At 38.1% G+C, this 22,421-nt stretch carries 25 protein-coding genes; 11 read left to right on the forward strand and 14 right to left on the reverse strand.

The window, feature by feature from the left end; genetic code table 11:
* Window positions 1-72: 72 nt before the first annotated feature.
* The gene (gene relB / locus KNQ09_RS16335) at window positions 73-297 is read left to right on the forward strand and encodes a type II toxin-antitoxin system RelB family antitoxin (protein ID WP_026829710.1); all 225 of its coding nucleotides are present in this window, start codon (window positions 73-75) and stop codon (window positions 295-297) included.
* On the forward strand, window positions 294-563 hold the full coding sequence (locus tag KNQ09_RS16340; protein ID WP_214859073.1) for a type II toxin-antitoxin system RelE family toxin: 270 nt from the start codon (window positions 294-296) through the stop codon (window positions 561-563). Before relB (KNQ09_RS16335) ends, KNQ09_RS16340 begins: the two co-directional genes overlap by 4 nt.
* 231 nt (window positions 564-794) lie before the next feature.
* On the opposite strand, the gene KNQ09_RS16345 is transcribed toward KNQ09_RS16340, so the two are convergent.
* Window positions 795-2,801, reverse strand: a complete 2,007-nt coding sequence (locus KNQ09_RS16345; RefSeq protein ID WP_058266060.1) for a heavy metal translocating P-type ATPase — start codon at window positions 2,799-2,801, stop codon at window positions 795-797.
* Between the two features lie 432 nt (window positions 2,802-3,233).
* Here KNQ09_RS16345 and KNQ09_RS16350 point away from each other — a divergent pair, with 432 nt between their 5' ends.
* Complete coding sequence (locus tag KNQ09_RS16350) at window positions 3,234-3,737, forward strand: PCYCGC motif-containing (lipo)protein (RefSeq protein ID WP_050678841.1); 504 nt, start codon at window positions 3,234-3,236, stop codon at window positions 3,735-3,737.
* 37 nt (window positions 3,738-3,774) lie between these two features.
* Here the strand turns inward: KNQ09_RS16350 and KNQ09_RS16355 are convergent, their stop codons facing one another.
* The 3 genes from KNQ09_RS16355 to KNQ09_RS16365 all read right to left on the reverse strand — a co-directional run bounded on the left by KNQ09_RS16355 (window position 3,775) and on the right by KNQ09_RS16365 (window position 6,710).
* Window positions 3,775-4,455, reverse strand: a complete 681-nt coding sequence (locus KNQ09_RS16355; RefSeq protein ID WP_050678842.1) for a response regulator transcription factor — start codon at window positions 4,453-4,455, stop codon at window positions 3,775-3,777.
* Window positions 4,456-4,777: 322 nt separating this feature from the next.
* Complete coding sequence (locus KNQ09_RS16360; RefSeq protein ID WP_071908772.1) at window positions 4,778-5,104, reverse strand: four-helix bundle copper-binding protein; 327 nt, start codon at window positions 5,102-5,104, stop codon at window positions 4,778-4,780.
* Between the two features lie 91 nt (window positions 5,105-5,195).
* Entirely contained in the window at window positions 5,196-6,710 is a 1,515-nt protein-coding gene (locus KNQ09_RS16365) for a multicopper oxidase family protein (protein ID WP_214859074.1), read from the reverse strand.
* A 187-nt stretch (window positions 6,711-6,897) separates the two neighbouring features.
* Here KNQ09_RS16365 and KNQ09_RS16370 point away from each other — a divergent pair, with 187 nt between their 5' ends.
* On the forward strand, window positions 6,898-7,470 hold the full coding sequence (locus KNQ09_RS16370; RefSeq protein WP_029343434.1) for a YdhK family protein: 573 nt from the start codon (window positions 6,898-6,900) through the stop codon (window positions 7,468-7,470).
* Between the two features lie 60 nt (window positions 7,471-7,530).
* On the opposite strand, the gene KNQ09_RS16375 is transcribed toward KNQ09_RS16370, so the two are convergent.
* Genes KNQ09_RS16375 through KNQ09_RS16390 form a run of 4 tightly spaced genes read right to left on the reverse strand, consistent with a single transcriptional unit; the run spans window position 7,531 to window position 11,110 of the window.
* Entirely contained in the window at window positions 7,531-8,202 is a 672-nt protein-coding gene (locus KNQ09_RS16375; RefSeq protein ID WP_214859075.1) for a response regulator transcription factor, read from the reverse strand.
* Window positions 8,199-9,515, reverse strand: a complete 1,317-nt coding sequence (locus KNQ09_RS16380) for a sensor histidine kinase (protein WP_050678843.1) — start codon at window positions 9,513-9,515, stop codon at window positions 8,199-8,201. Before KNQ09_RS16380 ends, KNQ09_RS16375 begins: the two co-directional genes overlap by 4 nt.
* Window positions 9,516-9,567: 52 nt before the next feature.
* Complete coding sequence (locus KNQ09_RS16385; protein ID WP_050678844.1) at window positions 9,568-10,374, reverse strand: hypothetical protein; 807 nt, start codon at window positions 10,372-10,374, stop codon at window positions 9,568-9,570.
* A 37-nt stretch (window positions 10,375-10,411) separates the two neighbouring features.
* Window positions 10,412-11,110, reverse strand: coding sequence for a cytochrome c biogenesis CcdA family protein (locus KNQ09_RS16390; RefSeq protein ID WP_034786404.1), 699 nt, complete (start codon window positions 11,108-11,110; stop codon window positions 10,412-10,414).
* A 230-nt stretch (window positions 11,111-11,340) separates the two neighbouring features.
* Between KNQ09_RS16390 and KNQ09_RS16395 the strand changes: the two genes are divergently transcribed.
* From KNQ09_RS16395 to KNQ09_RS16410, 4 genes are all read left to right on the forward strand, one after another.
* Entirely contained in the window at window positions 11,341-12,060 is a 720-nt protein-coding gene (locus KNQ09_RS16395; RefSeq protein ID WP_029343438.1) for a peptidoglycan DD-metalloendopeptidase family protein, read from the forward strand.
* A gap of 183 nt (window positions 12,061-12,243) precedes the next feature.
* Window positions 12,244-12,819, forward strand: coding sequence for a recombinase family protein (locus tag KNQ09_RS16400; protein ID WP_017474137.1), 576 nt, complete (start codon window positions 12,244-12,246; stop codon window positions 12,817-12,819).
* Between the two features lie 200 nt (window positions 12,820-13,019).
* A complete protein-coding gene (locus tag KNQ09_RS16405) occupies window positions 13,020-13,388 on the forward strand; it encodes an ArsR/SmtB family transcription factor (protein ID WP_017474136.1) in 369 nt (122 codons plus the stop codon).
* Window positions 13,381-15,510, forward strand: coding sequence for a heavy metal translocating P-type ATPase (locus tag KNQ09_RS16410; protein WP_214859076.1), 2,130 nt, complete (start codon window positions 13,381-13,383; stop codon window positions 15,508-15,510). The genes KNQ09_RS16405 and KNQ09_RS16410 overlap by 8 nt, the downstream gene beginning before the upstream one ends.
* 200 nt (window positions 15,511-15,710) lie before the next feature.
* Here the strand turns inward: KNQ09_RS16410 and KNQ09_RS16415 are convergent, their stop codons facing one another.
* Window positions 15,711-16,694, reverse strand: coding sequence for a heavy metal translocating P-type ATPase (locus KNQ09_RS16415; protein WP_214725543.1), 984 nt, complete (start codon window positions 16,692-16,694; stop codon window positions 15,711-15,713).
* Window positions 16,695-16,708: 14 nt separating this feature from the next.
* Between KNQ09_RS16415 and KNQ09_RS16420 the strand changes: the two genes are divergently transcribed.
* The 3 genes from KNQ09_RS16420 to KNQ09_RS16430 all read left to right on the forward strand — a co-directional run bounded on the left by KNQ09_RS16420 (window position 16,709) and on the right by KNQ09_RS16430 (window position 18,539).
* Entirely contained in the window at window positions 16,709-17,851 is a 1,143-nt protein-coding gene (locus tag KNQ09_RS16420) for a copper resistance D family protein (protein ID WP_214859077.1), read from the forward strand.
* Window positions 17,852-18,048: 197 nt separating this feature from the next.
* Entirely contained in the window at window positions 18,049-18,273 is a 225-nt protein-coding gene (gene relB, locus KNQ09_RS16425; protein WP_026829710.1) for a type II toxin-antitoxin system RelB family antitoxin, read from the forward strand.
* A complete protein-coding gene (locus KNQ09_RS16430; protein ID WP_047395636.1) occupies window positions 18,270-18,539 on the forward strand; it encodes a type II toxin-antitoxin system RelE family toxin in 270 nt (89 codons plus the stop codon). The genes relB (KNQ09_RS16425) and KNQ09_RS16430 overlap by 4 nt, the downstream gene beginning before the upstream one ends.
* A gap of 253 nt (window positions 18,540-18,792) precedes the next feature.
* Here KNQ09_RS16430 and KNQ09_RS16435 read toward each other — a convergent pair whose 3' ends face one another.
* The 5 genes from KNQ09_RS16435 to KNQ09_RS16455 form a co-directional block, all read right to left on the reverse strand.
* Complete coding sequence (locus tag KNQ09_RS16435; protein WP_353049765.1) at window positions 18,793-19,518, reverse strand: MerR family DNA-binding protein; 726 nt, start codon at window positions 19,516-19,518, stop codon at window positions 18,793-18,795.
* On the reverse strand, window positions 19,400-19,906 hold the full coding sequence (locus tag KNQ09_RS17625) for a hypothetical protein (RefSeq protein ID WP_214859078.1): 507 nt from the start codon (window positions 19,904-19,906) through the stop codon (window positions 19,400-19,402). Before KNQ09_RS17625 ends, KNQ09_RS16435 begins: the two co-directional genes overlap by 119 nt.
* Before the next feature lie 195 nt (window positions 19,907-20,101).
* Entirely contained in the window at window positions 20,102-20,347 is a 246-nt protein-coding gene (locus tag KNQ09_RS16445; RefSeq protein WP_214859079.1) for a hypothetical protein, read from the reverse strand.
* Window positions 20,348-20,744: 397 nt separating this feature from the next.
* Window positions 20,745-21,275 carry a hypothetical protein gene (locus KNQ09_RS16450; protein WP_214859080.1) on the reverse strand — a complete coding sequence of 177 codons (531 nt, stop codon included), beginning with the start codon at window positions 21,273-21,275 and terminating at the stop codon, window positions 20,745-20,747.
* A gap of 184 nt (window positions 21,276-21,459) precedes the next feature.
* Window positions 21,460-22,320 carry a hypothetical protein gene (locus KNQ09_RS16455; RefSeq protein ID WP_214859081.1) on the reverse strand — a complete coding sequence of 287 codons (861 nt, stop codon included), beginning with the start codon at window positions 22,318-22,320 and terminating at the stop codon, window positions 21,460-21,462.
* Window positions 22,321-22,421 lie beyond the last annotated feature (101 nt).

Below are 22,421 nucleotides of genomic sequence, written 5' to 3' on the forward strand. Positions count from 1 at the left end.
CTGAATTATCCTCGATTCTATGTACTAAATGACCAATTTGTATTACAATGTATTACAAAGGAGCTGATAATTATGAGTACCATTTCCGTACGTCTAGATGATCAAGATACACGACTCATCAAGGAATATGCGAAAGCGAAGAACATCACGATTTCTACACTCGTTCGCGATGCCGTCCTCGACCGTATCGAAGACGAAATCGATTTACAACTCTATCATGATTCCATGGCAGCACACCGTAAAAAATCAGAAGCGATCTCTTTCGACGATATGATGAAGGAACTTGATTTAGAATGACGGCATATACGGTAGAGTTTGAGCGCGGAGCTCAAAAGTCTCTCAAGAAGATGGATCCCCAACAAACGCGGATCATCATGTCCTGGATCAAGAAGAATCTGGTCGGGACGGATGATCCGCGTCGTCATGGTAAGGGACTCGTCTCGAACAGATCGGGTGAATGGCGTTATCGCATCGGTGATTATCGTCTGATTGCTGACATCCAGGATGAAAAAGTCGTGATCTTAATTCTTGAAATCGGTCATCGTCGTGACATTTATAAATAAGGCATCTATTGCTCATATACAAGTAAGCATATGAGTTTTTGAATATGTCTGTTTAACGACCGTTTTATATAATGATTGCAATAAAAATTTGTTCTTTATATAAATCATCATCATATATTCTAATAAAATTAAAATCGCGTGTAAAAAGTCTTCGAATACTCATAGACTTTTTACACGCGATTAAATCCAGTGCTTGGCTACTAATAAGTTCTGAAATCACTTCAAATGATTTCATATTTTTAACGTTCTAGCATTTACAGCAACAATGACGGTGCTAAGACTCATTAGTACTGCCCCAATGGCTGGGGATAAGATCACACCATAGGGAGCTAGAACGCCGGCTGCTAGTGGTATTGTTATAATATTATAACCAGCTGCCCACCATAGGTTTTGAATCATTTTGTTATAAGTGCTTCGGGAAAGTTCAAGGATAGAGAGAACATCTTTCGGATTACTTCTGACCAGTACGATATCAGCGGTTTCGACTGCCACGTCGGTTCCACTACCAATCGCAATCCCTACGTCAGCTTGTGCCAGTGCGGGTGCATCATTAATGCCATCACCCACCATGGCTACTTTCCTACCTTCCAATTGAATGTTCTTTACTTGTCTTGATTTATCATCAGGTAAAACTTCTGCATGAACTTCGTCAATACCCAACTGTTTGGCAACCCAATGTGCAACCTTTTTATTGTCACCAGTGAGCATGATTGAATTTATGCCTTTATTTTTAAGAGCAGTCACAGTCTCTTTCGCTTCTTCTCTTACTAAATCAGCAAGTGCAATCATTCCTAGTAATTGCTTGTTTTTCAATACAAATATGACAGTCTTTCCTTCTTCAGATAATTTTTCAAAAGCGAGCTCATCAACCGTTATTTTTTCTTGACGAATATATCGAGGACTCACTACACGAATTAACGTACCCTCTACTTTCCCTTCCAATCCGACTCCTGTAATAGACATAAAATCTTCAATCGATGGAAGTGATAGTTGTAGCTCTTCTGCTCTTTTTACTACACCTTTAGCAAGAGGATGTTGTGATGAACGTTCGACTCCCGCTGCTAGACGAAGTAGTTCGTTTGAGGAAATTTCATCAACCGGCATCAAATCCGTCACACCAAAATTACCTTGCGTCAAAGTACCTGTCTTATCAAAAATAATGGCGTCTAATTTCCGTGCCTCTTCAAACTGCGTCCTATTTCGAATCAATAAACCTTTCTTAGCAGACAGCGCCGTCGAGACAGAGACGACCAATGGCGCTGCAAGTCCTAGTGCATGGGGACACGAAATAACCATGACAGTCACCATACGTTCGATAGCAATGCTGAGCGGATATCCTAATGCAAGCCAAATGATAAATGTCAACACACCGGCAAAAACAGCGACATAGAAGAGAATTTTTGCTGCACGATTCGCTAAATTTTGTGTTTTAGATTTAGATGCCTGCGCTTCGCTGACTAATTCGATCACTTTCGATAAATACGTGCCTTCACCTGTATTTTTCGTTTCAACAGTCAAGCTTCCTTCTTGATTAATGGAGCCAGCAATTACGTTGTCGTCCATTTTCTTTTCGATGGGAAGAGATTCACCTGTCAGCATCGATTCATCAACTGTTGTTGCTCCTTTTATTATCTTACCGTCAACTGGAACTTGCTCCCCAGGTTTGATCAGAATCACGTCACCAGTCTGTAATTCCGACACCGCAATATCTTCTATTTTTTCATCATCAATTCGATGCGCAATACTGGGTAACAATTTGACTAATTCTTGTAGCGCGTTAGACGCGCCCATGATTGACTTCATTTCAATCCAATGTCCTAAAAGCATAATATCTATGAGCGTTGCTAACTCCCAGAAAAAGTCATGTCCCTCTCCTAGACCTAAGATGATGCCCACACTATAAAAGTATGCAACACTAATCGCTAAAGCGATCAACATCATCATCCCCGGATTTTTTTGTTTCATTTCGTCTAAGCTACCTTTTAAGAACGGCCATCCACCGTAGAAGTAGACAATTGTGGATAGCAAAAGCAAAACAACGTCGTCATATGGAAAGCTAATGTTGATACCCGACCATTCTTGAATCATTTTGGAAAGTAGCAGGATTGGAATGGTCAACATTAACGATACGAGAAATCTTTTCTTGAAGTCTCCGATCATTCCTTCATGTTCATGATGTGAAGCACTCATTTGTTGGTCTTCATGATGAGTATGTTCGTGATGGATATGGTGATTCATAAGAAAACCTCCTTTTACGTACTATATACCTGTATGGTGTATATAGAGAGATCATGACTATATAGAGCTACATCTCGTTTTTACTTCCAGTTAAACTTATATATATAAATATAAAATGTATTTTGACACACTAAAAAATAAAAATTATCATACAAGTATAGGATATATTTTAAAAAATGAGACCATTTGTTTGAATAGGACTATTTAGCGCCAAAATCACAAGTACTGAAACTTTAAAAAGAATTAAAGGACAAGGTCGAGGTAGACATCAAATGATTGATGACAATTCATGAATTAACTGAACTGATGAAGACTATGGTCAAATGAACGAATAGGTACTATCGTGAACAGACAAATGAGCTAATACAAAAAACGCAATTAAAAAGCTTTGTTTTATGCACCTACAAAATTATCTCTAAGGAGAATCCAATCGTGAAACTTAACATACTCTTAAAAAGCGTAAGTCTTATTAGCCTATCCCTGATTGCGGTCGGCTGTGCTCAATCCCCGATGAAGTCTTCTACTCCCAATCATTCAAAGGAGGTAGATCATGCGAAACATATGGGCGGTGACAAGATTGAAGAAACATCATCATCGTTGATACTTCCCACGTTTTTAAAAACTCAACCTGAAGATGTACGAAATGTTTATCAAGCTGTAGGGAAAAATCGTAAACTACTAGAGAAAATACCTTGCTATTGCGGTTGCGGTGAAACAGTCAATCATAAAAATAATTATGATTGCTTTATAGAAGAAAACGCGACGAATGGATCGGTGAAATGGACAAGTCACGGAACGACATGCAGCACCTGTCTCGAGATTGCTGTAAAGTCTATTTTGAAGCAACGGGACGGAGAATCGGTTAAAGATATTCGTTCTGCAATCGATTCTTCATATAAAGATGGATACTCGAAGCCGACACCGACTCCCTTATGATTTTTATGATGACACTTTTGCTCCTATAGTAAGAGTGTCATTTCGTTTCATTCTCACTCCAACGATATCCTCTCCCCCAAATTGTTTTCAGATGCCTATCGATCGGGTAATCTAACTCTCTTAACTTTTCTCTAATCATCTTAATATGAGAATCAACTGTCCTCGGATCCGATTCTGACGTATAAGACCAAACGAATTCATAAAGCTCTAGTCTGTTGAACAGCCTTCCAGGATGTTGAAGGAATAGTCGCAGTAATGCATGTGCTTTTGGTGTAAAGTCAATCGACTTGCCATCTAGTAAAATTAAATTGTTGCTCTCATCGAACGTAAGTCCGTGGTAGATAACGGGTTCTTTTGCTTTCCTTCTCATGACAGACCGAACTCTTGCTAAAAGTACGTCCCCGTTAAACGGCTTTGTGACATAATCTGTAGCTCCAGCATCTAGTCCTTTGACGATGGATTCAGCATCATTTAGAGCCGTTATCATGATGATAGGGACTTCCGGGTGAGAATCCGTTATTTTCTTACATACTTCGAATCCATCGTACATTGGCATCATTACATCCAATAAAATCAAATCGAAGGTTTCTTTTTTCACTTTCTCTAAAGCTTCGATCCCATCATTCGCCATACTACATTCATATCCTATTGGTTCTAGATAGAGTCTTAATAATTGCCTCATTCTTATTTCATCATCAACAATTAATATTTTATCCATCCTAGTCACCACCTCTTACATTAAAATTTTTTAATAATAAATGATTGTTAGTCTATTTCCTCATAAATTTCACGAACTTTCTATATAATCAATTCAACCTATAGAATGGAGTTGATTTTCATGAAAGTGTTTATGAAGAGTTTGATCGTTATCCTCTATGTATCCTTATTTTCTCTCACCATACTACTGGTCTATAAGGGTTATGAACTTTTTCATAACTAAGTATCTTAGTGCTTATAAATAATGAAAGAGCATCAGCTTTTTAGCTCATACCTTTTTCGGCATGGCGACATAGATGCTCCTTCATTTTTAACACTTCGCTTTAAGCAATTAATTTACGACAGACTTTTGCACATTCATTACAGGCCTCAGCGCACTTTTTACAATGATCATGATCATGTTTCGAACATTCGTCGGCACATCTTTCACAAATTTCAACACAGCTTCTTGCAAGAACATCAATATTGCTGCTGTTTCGAGAAATAGCTTGTACTAAAAGACTACAAATTTCAGAACAATCTCTGTCTAGACGTATACACTCTGCCATCGAAGAAACATGATGTTCACTCAAACACGCATCAAAGCATTCATTACAAGTCACTATACAGTTGTGTAGGGCACCTAAGATTTCTTGTTGTCCAGTATTCATTCTAAAATACCTCCATTTTCCGTCTTTTTTGACTTACACAAAGCCTATTTCCTTAGTTTGTGAAAAAAAGATGAAAACATTCACCTATTTTTTAGTCCACTTTCAACTGACCCATCATTCCGTTCTCTTCATGTTCAAGGATATGGCAATGGTACATGAATACCCCTTTTTCCTTGAAAGTCATCTGAATCTTAACTCGTTCATCTGGTTTTATAGCGATAGTGTCTTTTAGACCTGCTTCTTGATTATCCAGTTTCTGTCCGTTTCGCTCTAATACTTTGAATTGGACTCCATGAATGTGGAAGGGATGAGTCATTCCACCCATCATGTCTTTTTTATTATAGACCTCCCAAATTTCGGTTTCTCCTTGTTTCGCTTTAATATCGATTCTCTTCTCATCAAACTTTTTCCCATTGATTTCAACATTTTTGCCCATCCCGAAAAGAGTTAACTTTTGATTCACTGTAGACAAGGTCTTTAGCGGCTTTTCATATCCACTTTTCGGCGCCAATGCACTTAGGTTCGTCCCTTGTTTATCCTTCAGCTTGAAGTTAACGACCCTTACTCCATTCGTCTCAAATGAAACAGTCTCACCAATTTTTCTTTTTGAAAAGTCTACCAATACCTCTATACGTTCGCCTGGACTTAATTCAATTTTCTTTACGTTTTTCGGTTTTGAGATGTAACCACCATCATCAGCAATTTTTTTAAAGGATGAACCGTCAGATAGCTTCACTACGTAGTTACGTGCATTGGAGCCATTTATCAATCTGACTCTAAGTTGCGAATATTTTACGTTGAAATATGGATTAATCGTACCGTTTACGAGGAGGGTATCGCCTAAAGCCCCATCTGTTTTTTCTACATCAGCATATCCAAGGACATTCCTGTTTTTAACTTTTCGATCTTGAAGAATTAATGGAATATCATTTTCACCATATTTTTGAGGTAGCATCGTCTCTTTAGTTTTTTCATCTTTTACGTACAACAATCCTGCTAACCCCTTGTATACTTGTTCAGCAGTTTTCCCCATTGGATGTGGATGAAACCACAATGTCGATTCATCTTGCTTCACTTTAAACTTTACTACCTTCGTTTCACCAGCTTTCACGACTTGATGTGGTCCGCCATCTACGGATGATGGTACAACAAGACCGTGCCAATGGAATGTAGTCGCTTCTGATAAGCGATTCACCGTACGGATTGTTACCATTTTTCCTTTTTTCAATTCCACTACAGGACCTAAATAATTTCCGTTATATCCTAGAGTTTCAGTTTTTTTACTATCTCGGAAGAACTGTGTCTCCCCTTGTTTAGCGACAATCGTGTATTGAATGGAATTCTTGGTTTCACGATCGGGTTTTAGCATCTTAGGGATGTTCAATCGTCGCTCTTTTTCTTCAGTTGATTTTAAATCGACACTCGCGCCATGTCCCATACCTTCCATCATAGTCTGATTTGTAGTAGTGTTCCCTCCATTCATCATAGATTTCATGTGCTGTTTGTTATTTGGCATAGTACCTCGGATAAAAAGTAAATACGAACCGCCCACTATAATCATGAGAGTAAAGATACCGATAGTTGCGATTAACCATCTTTTCTTCACATGGATCATTCCCTTCAATTAATTATTATCTTTAACTTAAAGAATGATTGTGAAAAAAATATGTCTTTCCACCCATGAATTTTATAGTTTTTTTCAATGTGTTACTTTTCTGCTCTCTGCAATGTTTCTGCAAATTTATGTGATAGAGTCTATGGAAAGCATAAAAAAACAATTGGAGGTAATTTTTATGAAATTAAAGAAAAAGATTTTTATGACAACTATGGCTGCTTCGCTTTCTTTAGCACTCGCTGCGTGCGGAAGCAATGGTGATGATTCTAAATCAACAGGAAGCATGGATAAAAATATGGACGGTATGGATCATTCGACGATGGACATGTCTGGATCGAAAGAGGTTCCGAAAGGGCTCCAAGAGGCTAAAAACCCTAAATTTAAAGTAGGCGACATGGCGATGATCAAAGAAGCACATATGGAAGGCATGAAAGGGGCCGAGGCTAAAATTGTAGGAGCTTATGATACGACTGCTTATAGCATTTCTTATGACCCTACAAATGGCGGGAAACGCGTCACGAATCATAAATGGATTATTCAAGAAGAGATTGTAGATGCCAAGTCATCTCCTTATGAAGTAGGCGATGAAGTAAAAGTAGACGCGGATCATATGAAAGGAATGAAGGATGCTACGGCCACTATCGACTCAGCTAAGCAAACAACAGTGTATATGATTGATTTCGAATCGACTACAGGTGAAGAAGTGAAAAATCATAAATGGGTGACTGAAGACGAACTATCTGCAGAATAAACGATAAACAAGAGAGGAACGGTTTTTTAACCGTTCCTCTCTTGTCTTATTTCTCCTTATTTAAGGAACCCACTTGTAACCAATTCCCCATACTGTGCGAAAGTGTTCTTCAATAGGAAACTCGAGTTTCCTAAGTTTTTCTCTTAAGTTTCTTACATGAGAGTCGACCGTTCGTTCATCTGTCCACTCATTTGCTAACCATAAACTTGAGAGCAGTTCCTCTCTTGAATAGACACGTTCTGGATTTTTTAATAACTTAGCAAGTAATGAAAATTCCTTTGGCGTGACTTTGACTAAATGATTATCATAATACAGCTCATGGGCGTCTTCATTTAAGATTAGACCCGACGATTCGATTTTTGATCCTGAAGAAACTGTAGTTCGTCTGAAAATCGATTGAATTCTTGCCTTCAATTCCGACTCGTCGAACGGTTTCACAATGTAATCATCTGCTCCCAGTTGTAATCCTTTTACGATTTCTTCTTTTCCGTCGAGTGCTGTCAATAAAATGATTGGTACATTCGAAACTTCCCTTATCCTTTGACAGGTCTCAAAACCATCCATTAAAGGCATCATCACATCCAATATGATTAAGTCAGGCTCATCTACATCAATCAAGTTCAATATCTCTCTTCCGCTGTTCAGCTTAATACAGGTATAACTGTCTTGCAGATAGAGTTCAATTAGTTCTAACATTCGATTCTCATCATCTACCAAAGCAATGGTTCTCATCCTGGAATCCCCCTCAAGTCAATGACAACTTTCAGCCCGTTTTCTACATTAATAGCTACGATGGTCCCTTTGTGCGCTTCAACTATTTCTTTCGTGATAGCCAAACCGAGCCCAGTACCTCCTGTTTCACGATTTCGTGAAGAATCTACTCGATAAAAACGATCAAAAAGATACGGGAGTGATTGCTCATCCACACCACCACCTTCATCCGTAACTTCAATAAAGTTTTCATCAAGTTTTAAAAATACGCGTTTGTTCGCATGTGTATATTTTAGCGCGTTATCCAGTAAATTTAAGAGAACCTGATCAAATCTAGCTTGGTCTATCTCTTTGTAGATGGGAGTTTTATTAATTTGAAGAATTAATTTCACTTGTTTCTCCTCAAATTTAAAAATTATTCTTTCACTGATTTTTTTTAAGAAATCATTCATCTCTGTGATCTGAGGATCTATTTGAAAATGTGGCTCTTCCAATCTAGCAAGTTCAAACAAATCCTCAATCAGTTCTTGAAGTCTTTCGGATTCCTCATAGATAATATCTCCAAATCTCGATTCGTCTTTTTTGAGGAGTCCTGCATATCCTTTGATGTAGGTAATCGGCGTACGCAATTCATGTGTGATTGAAGTCAGAAATTGCTTTCTTGTATTTTGAATGTGACGTAAATCAACAGATAACTTAGTGATCGCTCGTGCTAAATCTCCTACTTCGTCGCTTCTCTCAGCTTCTCTAATTTTCAGCACCTCGCCTTTACTTAACTTTACCGTTGCCTCTTTCATTGATAAAAGTGGCTTTATAATGATATAACTCAAAAAATAAACACTTACTAATAGAAAAAGTACTAACAAGAATAGAGAGAACACTACTTGTTGTTTCAATTCCCCCATCAAATGCTGTATATACTTCGTCGGCTCTAACATGATTATTTGACCGCCATCTTCAATATTACTCACCGTCACTAAAAATTTGCCCTCTCTCCAATTACCTTCTACGATTCCATCCTTTTTTTGAATCCAATCCGGGTTCAAAAATTGTTCAGCGTCGTTAGATGAATCGACGACTTGATTATTTTTGTCTAAGATAATCACATCAGTCATCGCCTTTTCCTCCATTAAAACAACGTGTTCAACTGTTTGCTTGTCGAAGTTAGTGGAAAGAACATCTCGATGACTATTGCCTCTCTCTTGAAGGCTCTCCAGTTCACTTTCTACTTGTTGATGCTCAAGAATGTTGTATACAATAGCAGATGAGAGAATGAAAATCATGAGAATCCCGAAAAAATAAAATAACGTTATTTTAAATGAAAGTTTATTCATAAAGTACCTTTCTCATTTAAGATGATTACATATAAAAACAAACTGTTGAGATTTAGAAAAGAAAGTATTCTTCATTTAGGCGATACACAAAAGAGCTTTTATCATTTGATTCTTTTAAAAGGACAATTCCTTGAATATTGCTCCACAAATAATTAGCGAAATCATAATCACTAAAAATAGCCTCACGAGTAGAATGCGTCATGAAACATTCTATTTTTGTAATCGTATACATTCCCTCCGAATCACGTTGATAATCGAAAGAAAAAGAACCCTTTATATTAAGCCTTTGAGCAATTATTGCTACGCACTCCTCTAAAATCGAGTTGGCAAACACCTCGTATGAAAGAACAGTATCTTGGTACCGTTCATACTCTTCTCTCATAAAACAGCAAATCACTTCACTAGATCGATAATCGACATATGCATCAATTTTCCCCACCTTTACACCTTCAGGCGCATTCTTTATCTGGTCAAAAGAATAAGTGAAAGTATTACCTTGAACCGAAAATGAATCATGAAGTACTGTTTTATCCCAGTCAAAGGATGTTATAAACGCTACGTTATTTTTTCTCATTTTCAACTTATGTTTTGATAACGTAGATGCTTCTTGTTCGCTTAAAGGGATAATCCAGCCTATTTCTTGAGAAGTACAATATTCAATCAGATTACTAATATACCCTTCTTCTGATTCTTTTTTTGAAAATGAATCAAAATATTTAAAATCAGGAAATAGCTTTCGAACCCATCCTTCTTTTGAAGAAATATGAATATCTATACTTACAGGTTTAAGTTGTTTTATGTTCTCCATCACTTTCCAGTTTTCCTCTACTCCCATTATCAGGACATTTTCACGAGACATTTACGATGCATCTCCTTTCGAAATAGAAAATAGAGCGTCAGAACCCTCTAAACCCTGTAAAATCAATCAATATTGTAGTTAGTTTCGTCAGACCATCGAAATACAATATGATACCTAATAAAATCATAAACCAGCCACCTATTTTCATAACCTTTGAAGAATAATTCATTAAGTATCTGGATTTCCCGACCAAAAACGACATCAAGAAAAATGGAATAGAAAAACCTAGTACATAAAAGAGCATATATAAAAATCCATTACTAGGATTCGTGGCGATCAAAGCAATAACTCCAGCGAGGATTGGTCCTGTACAAGGAGTCCATCCAGCAGCCGATCCGACTCCGACAATAAACGTTCCGATATAACCACGCTTTCTTTTTCCTAAGTTCATTCTTCGCTCTTTAAGTAAAAATATTGGGGTCCACAGACCAGTTAAAATAACACCGAATATGAATAAAATAAGTGCACCGCTCATCCGTAGAACATCTTTATACACTATAAAAAAATCAGCCAAATATGACGTTGAAAAACCCATCACTAAAAATACGCTCGAAAATCCAAGTAAGAAAACGAATGTATGGGGAACACCATTCCAGTTCCACTTTTTATTTTCTTTTAACTCTGTAACTGAAATTCCTGTAATGTAAGATAGAAAAACAGGATACAAAGCTAGGCAACATGGCGAGATAAAAGATAAAAACCCTGCTCCAAAAGCTAACAAAAAAGATAACTCCATCAAATTCCTCCCGAACTCTAAAAAATAAATCTTTTTTTAAGATGTATAAAAAAGAAATGTGTTTAATTTTAAACATAAAATCTGTTTGTGAAAAAACTATGCATTTTTTGATTAAATCTCGTATCAATTTTTGAAATGAATTTGATACACTTTTTTGTAATATAGTGATGCTATACTCCTTTTAACAAATCGTTTGTCACCGTATCTTTATCTTTAAAGGAGTACAACTAATGAAAAACAAGGTAATACTTATCGCTTCTAGCGTCTTACTCACAACAACTTTTTCAATGCATAGCCCAAAAGTTGAAGCAAGTAGTGCATATAAAGTAAAAGTAAAGACAGACAATCTCCGTGTTCGGACTGGTCCTTCTCTCAATTACAATATAGTCGGCGTGACTAACACTGGTCAGACTTTTTCTTATTTAGGAAAAAAAGGAGCTTGGACAAAAGTACTTTACAAAGGGAACACACGGTATATCTATAGTTCTTACCTAAAAAAATATAAGAGCCACGTTGCAAAAAAAATGACGTATAATGAGTCTCTTTTTGCTTCTCCTACTAAAGGGAGGCTGACCCAAGGATACGGAAAATCTAATGGCGCTTACGGTTATACATTCCATAATGGCGTTGATCTAGCTGCAACAAAAGGCACACCTGTCTATGCTTCTGCGAGTGGAAAAGTCACTACCTCTAAAAACAGCGGTGCATATGGTAAACACGTTATGATTTCACATAGTCTAAAGAATCAAAAATACGTAACCGTTTATGCTCATATGAATAGTCTTTCGGTAAAAAGTGGTCAGACAGTCTCTAAAGGTATGAAGATTGGAACAGTTGGGAATACAGGAAACTCGTTCGGAAATCATTTACACTTTGAGATTCATAAAAACAGTTATAAATACAGCAGTTATTCTGCAGCGAATAGTGTCAACCCATTGAACTATTTGTAACCTAAAAAAAGAAGAGAGGATGTCCTAAGACAGCATCTTTTCAGATCATAGAAAAACCCTCATTTCGACGTCGAAATGAGGGTTTTTCTATGATCTGAAGCGACTTCATCAAGTCATTTATTTTGAAGTGGATTGCTGTGATCTAGCGTCTCATAAGACTTGTCTCAAAAGTGAGGTGATATTTTGCGGAAAATTGGTTATGTACGTGTCAGTTCAACTAGTCAAAACCCTTCAAGACAATTTCAGCAGCTAAGCGAATTCGGAATGGATATTATATACGAAGAAAAAGTTTCTGGGGCAACGAAGGAACGTGAGCAACTTCAAAAAATGTTAGAGGACTTACAAGATGGTGACACCATTTATGTTACAGATTTAACTCGAATTACTCGTAGTACACAAGATTTATTTGAATTGATCGATTACATACGAAGGAAAAAAGCCAGCTTAAAATCACTCAAGGATACATGGCTAGATTTATCAGAGGATAATCCATACAGCCAATTCTTAATTACAGTAATGGCTGGTGTTAACCAGTTAGAGAGAGATCTTATCCGTATGCGTCAACGTGAAGGGATTGAGCTGGCTAAGAAAGAAGGAAAGTTTAAAGGTCGGATAAAGAAATATCATAAAAATCATGCGGGAATGAATTATGCAGTAAAGCTATATAAAGAAGGAAATATGACTGTAAATCAAATTTGTGAAATTACAAATGTGTCTAGGGCTTCATTATATAGAAAGCTATCGGAAGAGAACAAATAGTTCAGTCCTATTCCATTAATTGGCCAGATAATGTTATGTACTTAAAGTCTTATGCAGTTTGGTTATTTTGTTATTAGAATTGGGTACTCCAATTCTTTTTTTATGAATTTTTTTACTCATTCAAATAAACACTTGAATGAATTATTAAAAATGGTTATACTATATTCAAATAAACACTTGAATGATATTGGGGTGAGAATGTGATTAAGAAAGATACTTGTGAAATTTATTGTTATGACGAAGAAAAGGTCAATCGAATACAAGGTAATTTACAGACAGTAGATATTTCTAGTGTTGCCCAAATGTTAAAAGCTATTGCAGATGAAAATAGAGCAAAAATTACCTATGCTTTATGTCAAGATGACGAACTGTGTGTGTGTGATATAGCAAATATTATAGGTGTTACGGTTGCAAATGCCTCTCATCACCTGCGAACGCTCCATAAGCAAGGGATTGTTAAGTTTCGAAAAGAGGGAAAACTTGCATTTTATTCATTAGATGATGAGCATATCAGACAAATTATGATGATTGCATTGGCACATAAGAAAGAGGTGAAGATCAATGTCTAGTGGGAAAGCAAAACTGTCTGAAGAAGAAATGAAAGCCTATCGTGTTCAAGGATTTACTTGTACTAACTGTGCAGCCATTTTTGAAAATAATGTTAAAGAACTTCCCGGTGTTCAGGATGCGAAAGTAAATTTCGGAGCATCTAAAGTTTATGTTAAAGGGACGACAACCATTGAAGAATTAGAAAAAGCAGGAGCATTTGAAAATTTAAAAATTCGAGATGAAAAAGAACAAAGGGTAGAACGAGAACCTTTTTGGAAGCAGAAAGAAAACATTAAGGTATATATATCAGCTCTTTTACTTGTAGTTAGCTGGTTCTTAGGAGAGCAGTATGGTGAAGAGCATGTTCTACCGACAATTGGTTATGCAGCGTCCATTTTAATCGGTGGATATTCGTTATTCATTAAAGGTCTCAAAAATCTAAGCAGATTAAATTTCGATATGAATACGCTTATGACTATTGCAATTATAGGAGCTGCAATCATTGGTGAATGGGGTGAAGGGGCAACCGTTGTTATCCTATTTGCGATTAGTGAAGCATTAGAGCGTTATTCAATGGATAAAGCACGTCAATCTATTGAATCTTTAATGGATATTGCCCCAAAAGAAGCGTTAATTCGACGAGGCAATGAAGAAATGATGATTCATGTTGATGATATTCAAGTTGGAGACATCATGATTGTTAAGCCCGGTCAAAAGTTAGCAATGGATGGAATAGTGGTTAAAGGTACATCGACATTAAATCAGGCTGCGATTACAGGTGAAAGTGTTCCAGTAACGAAAACCACAAATGATGAAGTATTTGCAGGAACCTTGAATGAAGAAGGGTTACTTGAGGTTAAAGTAACAAAACGAGTTGAAGATACTACTCTTTCAAAAATCATTCACTTGGTAGAAGAAGCCCAAGCAGAACGGGCCCCTTCTCAAGCGTTTGTCGATAAATTTGCAAAATACTATACACCAGCTATTGTCATACTAGCTCTTTTAATTGCGGTAGTTCCACCATTATTTGGCGGAGACTGGAGCCAATGGATTTATCAAGGCTTAGCTGTATTAGTGGTTGGTTGTCCTTGTGCCTTAGTAGTCTCAACTCCAGTTGCTGTGGTTACAGCAATAGGAAATGCAGCTAAAAATGGTGTTTTAATTAAAGGTGGTATCCATTTAGAAGAAGCAGGACACTTAAAAGCGATAGCCTTTGATAAAACAGGAACATTAACCAAAGGGATTCCTGCTGTAACAGACATTGTGACATATGGTAGAAATGAAAATGAATTAATGACCATAACAGCAGCCATTGAAAAAGGATCACAGCACCCTCTTGCTTCAGCGATTATGCGAAAAGCAGAAGAAAATGGATTAAAATTCAACGAAGTAACAGTAGAGGATTTTCAATCCATTACAGGTAAAGGCGTTAAAGCCAAAATAAATAATGAAATGTATTATGTGGGAAGTCCAAATCTTTTTGAGGAATTACACGGAAGCATTTCAAGCGATAAGAAAGAAAAAATTGCCGATATGCAAACTCAAGGTAAAACGGTGATGGTGTTAGGAACAGAAAAAGAAATTCTTTCGTTTATTGCCGTAGCCGATGAAATGAGGGAATCGTCTAAAGAAGTTATCGGCAAGTTGAACAATATGGGAATCGAAACAGTGATGCTAACAGGCGATAACCAAAGAACGGCAACAGCCATCGGAAAACAAGTTGGTGTTTCGGATATTAAAGCTGACTTACTTCCAGAAGATAAGCTTAATTTTATTAAAGAACTTCGAGAAAAACATCAAAGTGTGGGGATGGTCGGAGATGGCGTGAATGATGCTCCAGCCCTTGCGGCATCTACCGTTGGTGTAGCAATGGGTGGTGCTGGAACTGATACAGCTTTAGAAACGGCTGACATCGCCTTAATGTCTGATGATTTGAGTAAATTGCCATATACAATAAAATTAAGCCGTAAGGCTTTAGCAATCATCAAGCAAAACATTACCTTCTCTTTGGCGATTAAATTAGTGGCATTACTTTTGGTCATGCCCGGTTGGTTAACACTTTGGATAGCTATATTTGCTGATATGGGAGCAACTTTACTTGTAACATTAAACAGTTTACGCTTATTGAAAATCAAAGAATAGGTTCTAAAATGGGCGTCAACTATCGGGTGCGATCATTGAAAACAATGTTATGCTTCAAAAGGGATATTAACAGGAAATATACAACTAAAGGACGCTTTAACTGAGCAACGGAAAAAGCCAAATTTCTCAATTGATGTTGAGAAATTTGGCTTTTTAGTATGGGAATTTCCTTAGCATTGTAAATCCGCATTTTCCTGACGCTACCCCTTATAGAACCACTCTCCCCAACTACCAAGTTGGAGTAAAGGTGGGACGATCATCAGCAACAATGCACCTAGGAAGACGAACGGTGTATACACTTTCGCGAAACGATCGATGAACGCTTCACTCGGTGCTTTATTATCCTGCGCTTCCTCGACCAGTTCAATGATGTGCGCAAGCGTCGTCTCTTGATACGTCTTCTCGACGATCATGTCGAACGAACGATCCATGTTGAGCGTTCCGGCAAATACGTGATCGCCTTCCTTCTTATCGACAGGAATCGATTCGCCCGTGATCGGTGCTTGATTGATGGTCGTCGTCCCGTTCAGGATCGTGCCGTCCAGTGCAACCTGATCACCTGGTCGAATCCGGAGGATTTCTCCGACTCGCACCGCTTCCACCGGTTTACGTCTAACGTCCCCGTCCGTCAGCACGAAGGCTTCCTTCGGAGACAGTTCGATCAGTTTCTGAATGGAATTGCGCGTCCGCGCAAGGGAGCGATTCTGAAGCAAATTGCCGATGGCAAAGAGGAAGACGACGGTCGCTCCCTCGAGCCACTCCCCGATACATGCGGCACCGATGGCTGCTACGCTCATCAATACGTTCATGTCGAGTGAGCGGGCACGGACGGCATAATAGGCACTCCGGAAAACTCTCCCCCCACTGAGGATCAAGGCGATACCGTACAAAACATTCGGAAGATACGCTACTCCGCTCGTTTGGATGAGCAATCCCAGACCAATCAAAATCCCGGACAGGATCAAGGAGATCCCCTCGAACGACCGGACCGGTGCCTCGGACGTTTTCTTTCCCTTGACGTATCCATCGAAACCGATCTTGTTCAGCTCGCTTTGGACTTGTCGAGCATCCAGCTGATGGTCGATTTCCATCTCCCCACGGGCAAACGAAACTGTGACGGTCTGGACATTTTGCATCTTTTGAAAGTGTTGTTCGATCGTCTTAGCACAGCTACTACAGTCCATCCCGGAAACGGTGAATGTTTGGACGAGCTGATCTGATTTATCGGGAAGGGGCGGAAGCGATGACCGCGCTCTATCTGATCGGCGATACGCTCCTCTACGGTTGTCTTGCGCTGTTGATCGGTTTCTTTTCCGTCCAGCTCATCCCTCGTTCTTACCGACCTGACGTATCGCTTTCGATCCGCTGGGTTCGCATGCTCATCGTGCTGATGCTGTTATCCTTTTCCCTGTCCGTCTTACGAATCGTACTGTATTTATATGAAGAGATCGGTTTTTGGATAACACTGCAATCCGTGTTACTTACATTCGAGGCAGGGAACGCTTGGATTCTGATGGCTCTCTGGAGTGTACTCCTTCTCATCGTCATCAATCGTTCATCACTCAGTCCTGGACGTATAAAACTAGGGGTATTCCTTGTTATGGCGATGGTCGTTACGTTCGCGTGGTCCGGGCACGCCTCTAGCATCAAAGGGGCAGAAGGCATGCTCGTACATTCTATTCACGCACTCGCCGTCTTCATCTGGACCGGTGGATTGCTCATACTCGGCTTTTGGAGTCCATCAGACCGTAACTGGGGCATCTTCCTCGAATGGTTCAAACCACTCGTGACGCTATGTTTCTTACTGATCGTCGGTTCCGGCATCTATCTGATGTCTGTCGTCGTGCAGGTAGAGGAGTATTCCGATTCCTGGATTTTACCGTATGGACAAGCCTTACTCTGGAAACACGTCCTGATTCTACCCGTGCTGATCATCGGTATCATGAACGGGAAGTGGAGTTACGCGTCTCCTGAACGATCGTTTGAAGTCCGACGGATGCGGATGCGCATGGAAGGCATCTTGATCCTGCTTCTCTTCACAGCGACTGCGTGGCTCGGTCAACAGGAACCCCCTCACTCGATCAAGGATACTCTTCAATCCAGCGGGGCTGGTCCACTGTCAGGGTTTCTTTTCCCTAGCTTGCGTTTCACCTATTCTGATATCCGGTTCGAGCCGACCATGATATCCCTCTTCTTGATGGCAATCAGCCTCCTTTTCGTGGGATTGTTGGTGTACGTCATCCGATCAACCCAAGACTCCATCAAGACCCTCTATCTTGGATTAGGCGTCTCGATCTCATTATTTTTCGCAGCGTTGTATAGTATTTCCGTGTATTTATGATCCTCCACATGAGCATTTCAGCGTGTGCGACGTCTTATACAAAAAGAAAGGCACGCGATACAGCAGCCTTTCTTTTTTCATACTTATTCATCATTTTCATACTAGTTATAACAGGTTCAATCCTATTTTAAATCGGTGCCATTTCTAGACTACTACTGGAATATGTATTACAATGTATTACAAAGGAGCTGATAATTATGAGTACCATTTCCGTACGTCTGGATGACCAGGATACACGACTCATCAAAGAATATGCGAAGGCAAAAAACATCACGATTTCTACACTCGTTCGCGATGCCGTCCTCGACCGCATCGAAGACGAAATCGATTTACAACTCTATCATGATTCGATGGCAGCACACCGTAAAAAATCCGAAGCGATCTCTTTCGACGATATGATGAAGGAACTTGATTTAGAATGACAGCATTTACGGTAGAGTTTGAGCGCGGAGCTCAAAAGTCTCTCAAGAAGATGGATCCTCAACAAGCGCGGATCATCATGTCCTGGATCAAGAAGAATCTGGTCGGGACGGATGATCCGCGTCGTCATGGTAAAGGACTCGTCTCGAATCGCTCGGGTGAATGGCGGTATCGCATCGGTGATTATCGTCTGATTGCTGACATCCAGGATGAAAAAGTCGTGATTTTGATTCTCGAGATCGGGCATCGTCGTGATATCTATAAATAAGACAGGTAGAACTCACATCTGAGGAAATATGTGAGTTTTCTTTTTTTGTTTTTAAAACGACCGTTTTGTATACAAAAATGATTGTTCTTTCACAAGTGTGTATCTAGTTAATCAATCATGATATTCAAAATCTATAAACTCATCTTTTTATCAATATGTTTTTTAGTAACAGATTATACGTAAATAAAACAAACAAGAACTATGTGGATGTTTCGACATCGAAATGTATACTCAGTTCTTGTTATTGATAAGTTTATTGAAATAATACAGGAACTTGTATCTCAAACAAAGATTCATCCAAGCGATCTGTTACAGAGACATCTACTTCTACCATTTGGATGGATTGACCATCAATCGAAAGTTGATTTTCTTCGATGTAAGCTTTTAACTCGCCTATACTCCCTTTACGATCCCATACCTGTCCAAAATGACGGAGACACACAAAATAGCCCGCTGGAACACGGATCAGTTGGGATGCTGGATAATCGTTCAGGAATGCCGTCTGCGCTATCAAAGTGGAGGAAGGAATAGCATTCTCTATCATTTGTTTCTTCGCATCAAACAACAATCCTAAAAAACTTCCTGCCACAAAGGGGACATGTCGTTCTAATAAATCCTCCATCTTGATCGCAGCGTAGTTTAATTCGATGTCATTTGAGACTTCCATATGCGTCGTTAAGAAGTGACGTTCTTCTATATAGCGAACGCTAGGTCGGGGTGTTGCGCCTTCTGTTGCGATTCGCTTGAGATACATTGTTTTTTGCTTCAGACTACTCTCGATTCGAATCAATTGTTGAATTTTTTGTTGTAGCTTGTTCTGATGCTTTTCCATAATGGATAAGGATTTTTCCAAGTTTCGTTCATCTAGGAAAGAGCGGATTTCCTCTAAACTGAGTCCAATCTCTTTTAATTCTCGAATCGTTCCTAATACTTCGTACTGATGGATGGAATAATAACGATAGCCAGTTATTGAATCGATACGATGCGGTTTGATCAAACCAATCCGAACCATAATGCATATTCCCTAAATCTTCGCCTTTCATTGTGCGACCACCGAAAACATATCTTTCGGTCGTTCCATAAGCATGCTTGTAATCCCATGGTCCTCTACTCTTTACTTTGCTAGCAAAAAAACGACCCGTTCCAACAGGAAAAGTTATATCTGCAATCTTATATTGATAAGCTCTTGCAGCATTTTTTAACATGATTGATGAGAATGAAGAAGTGACATTCCCTCCCGGATTTACTACACCGTAAGCACTTACCGTGCCCTCAGCAGATTCTACTTCTTCAGCTTTAACGTTTGAATACGAACTTAATGTAATAGCTAACAAAGCTAAAGACGATATTAAAATACTTTTTTTCAATTTAAGCTCCCCTTTCATTGGTAGATGCTATAGGATAAAATTATTAATAGAAATACTGTTTTTTACAAAAGGATTATATCTATTTTTAAATATTTGTAATAGGAGGATAAAAATGAAAAAAAGTATTTTTACTTTATATCTAGCAACAATCTTGGTATTTTTCTTTATCTACAACTCATTTTTTAACAAAGATTTTCATTCATTCTTTTTAGACAATTTTTCAATAAACCCTGTTATGTTTTCAGTTTTTTTAAGCGCATTTTTTGTTTTGCTTTCTTTTTTAGCAATGTTTAAAACAACTATAAAACAAAAAATTGGGCTTACAATTAATCTCTTAATTAATCTTACTTTTATGATTATTACTTTAATCATTACATTAATTGCATTACCTTTCTCATAAAACATACTAATCTTTAATAAAAGAAAAATAGAGAACTTCATGCTTATTCAATTTAAAACACCATGCTAAATACCTTTAATTGAACTGAAACAGAATGGTAGGGACTCACAGAAAACCCCTTTTAGGGGTTTTCTAATCTTCATTCGAGCATAGATGTTCGTCTCGCGACATTAAAGGGGTATACGCGGGTCATACGCTTATCTCAGCTGATCATGTAGAGAGGGTTTCAAGCGTCGTACTTATCAGCTAATCAATCGTAAGCTATCTTAAAATTGAATGGGTTAGTTGCTAATAAATCTTTTTTCTTGCTTAAGTGTATATTTTTCTTGAGGTTAGAAATCGTCGTGACGTTTAATGAAGTAATCACTATTTACGATTTCCGGTTCACGCCATGTCGACTCAACTCCAGTCCGACCTATTGATGTATCTCATAAAACCTCATTTGAAAAGACTATAAACGCGAATATACGTTGAGTACACATCAACTTTACTAATCAGTTCTCGAATAGCGGATAACGAGTATTCCAGGTCCACCCATACTCTTAAATCATGATCAAAGTACAAAGATTCATTTCTGATTTTCCCAAATGAATTTTTGTCATCAAAATCGATAACCCAATCTAGATTATCGTGGTTTATCTGAGATTCCATATCATCAAAACTACTTTTGGAGTCTATACTGGCCTGATGAAACCATTCCCAAATAATTTTCCACTTTTGTACGAGCTTATCCACTAAATAATGTCCCCATACGACATCCTTGCGATTAAAACCAAAACTGAATGTATGAATTCCTAAATTTGATTGTAGACATAAAACTACTTTAGTATCCTTAAATGTTTCTGAGTGTACATCTAAATAAAAACCTTGATCAAAATTAGATGAAAATTCATCCAAGGATTCAATCTTCCCATCTTCATTCTTAAATTTCAGTTCTATCGAATCAATTTTTAGAACGATGTCATCCACTATCCATACCTCCATAACGGTTATTTCAGATAAAGTTGATTCATAATCAATTTTCTATTCTAATGAGACATATGAAAAGAGCGTATACAATTCGATGTCGAAATGTATATGCTCCTCTGTAATCCAATCTTTCATAAACCTATTTTCTTAGAGAGGGCGATTCGCTTACTTATTCATAGAGTGATTAATTTTCTGTTCCTTCCAACTCTGAGATTATCTCTCGGATAGCTGGGAGTGAATGATCAAGGTCGACCCAAACTTGAAAATCATGCTCAAAGTAAATCTTTTCTCTTCTCATTTTTTCGAACGAGTTTTTATTATCAAATTCAATCATCCAGTCCATATTTTTGTGAATGTCATCGATTTCATCGACTTCTCCGGCATCCATGTACATCCGGACTTCTTCAGGTGATGAGTCGAGAACCGCTTCATATTCTTTACTCGTCTCACCAAAACGGCTCTTTACCATTTCAAAAATTGACGGATATTTTCTAAGCTGTTTATTAGAATCGAAATGAGCTTGATTATACCATGTCCAAATAAGCGACCATTTAGCCACGAGCTCATCAATCAGATAGTGGCCCATATCAATATCCATTCTATCGAATTTGAAATAGCATGAATGTGACCCATAATTTGAGACTATATCCATGATGACCACTGAGTCATTCACCGTTTCAGGATGTTCAAAAAATAAAATTCCTCTTTCGAACTGCCTTGAAAATTCTTCAATCGATTGGATTCGTCCATCCCGACATTTGAATCGCAGTTCAATCTTATCAATTTTTAAAACTTGATCATTCACGTGATTAAAACCTCCATAGTTGATAAACTGGATAGAATTGATCAATTCTCCATTCGGTCCCTTTTTAAGACCTATTTTAAAGCGCATACCATTATAATCGACTTTAAAAGTCAATCGATTTTTTCCTAGGGTATTTCTTTTTAACAGTACCTCTTTGACTAACTCTTTATACTTTAAACATTTTGACATCCAGTCTACTATCTGACTATAGCTCGTACCGTTCGGGAAAAAAGTTTGCATGTCATATGCTCCGAACGTCCCATCCCATACTCCGGTATGATGTCTTCTTAGTACATGCTCTAACCTTTCTGGAGTTAGATACACAGGTCGTCCGAGAGATT

Source organism: Exiguobacterium sp. s191, from assembly GCF_018618955.1.
GTDB classification, from domain to species: Bacteria; Bacillota; Bacilli; order Exiguobacteriales; family Exiguobacteriaceae; genus Exiguobacterium_A; species Exiguobacterium_A abrahamii.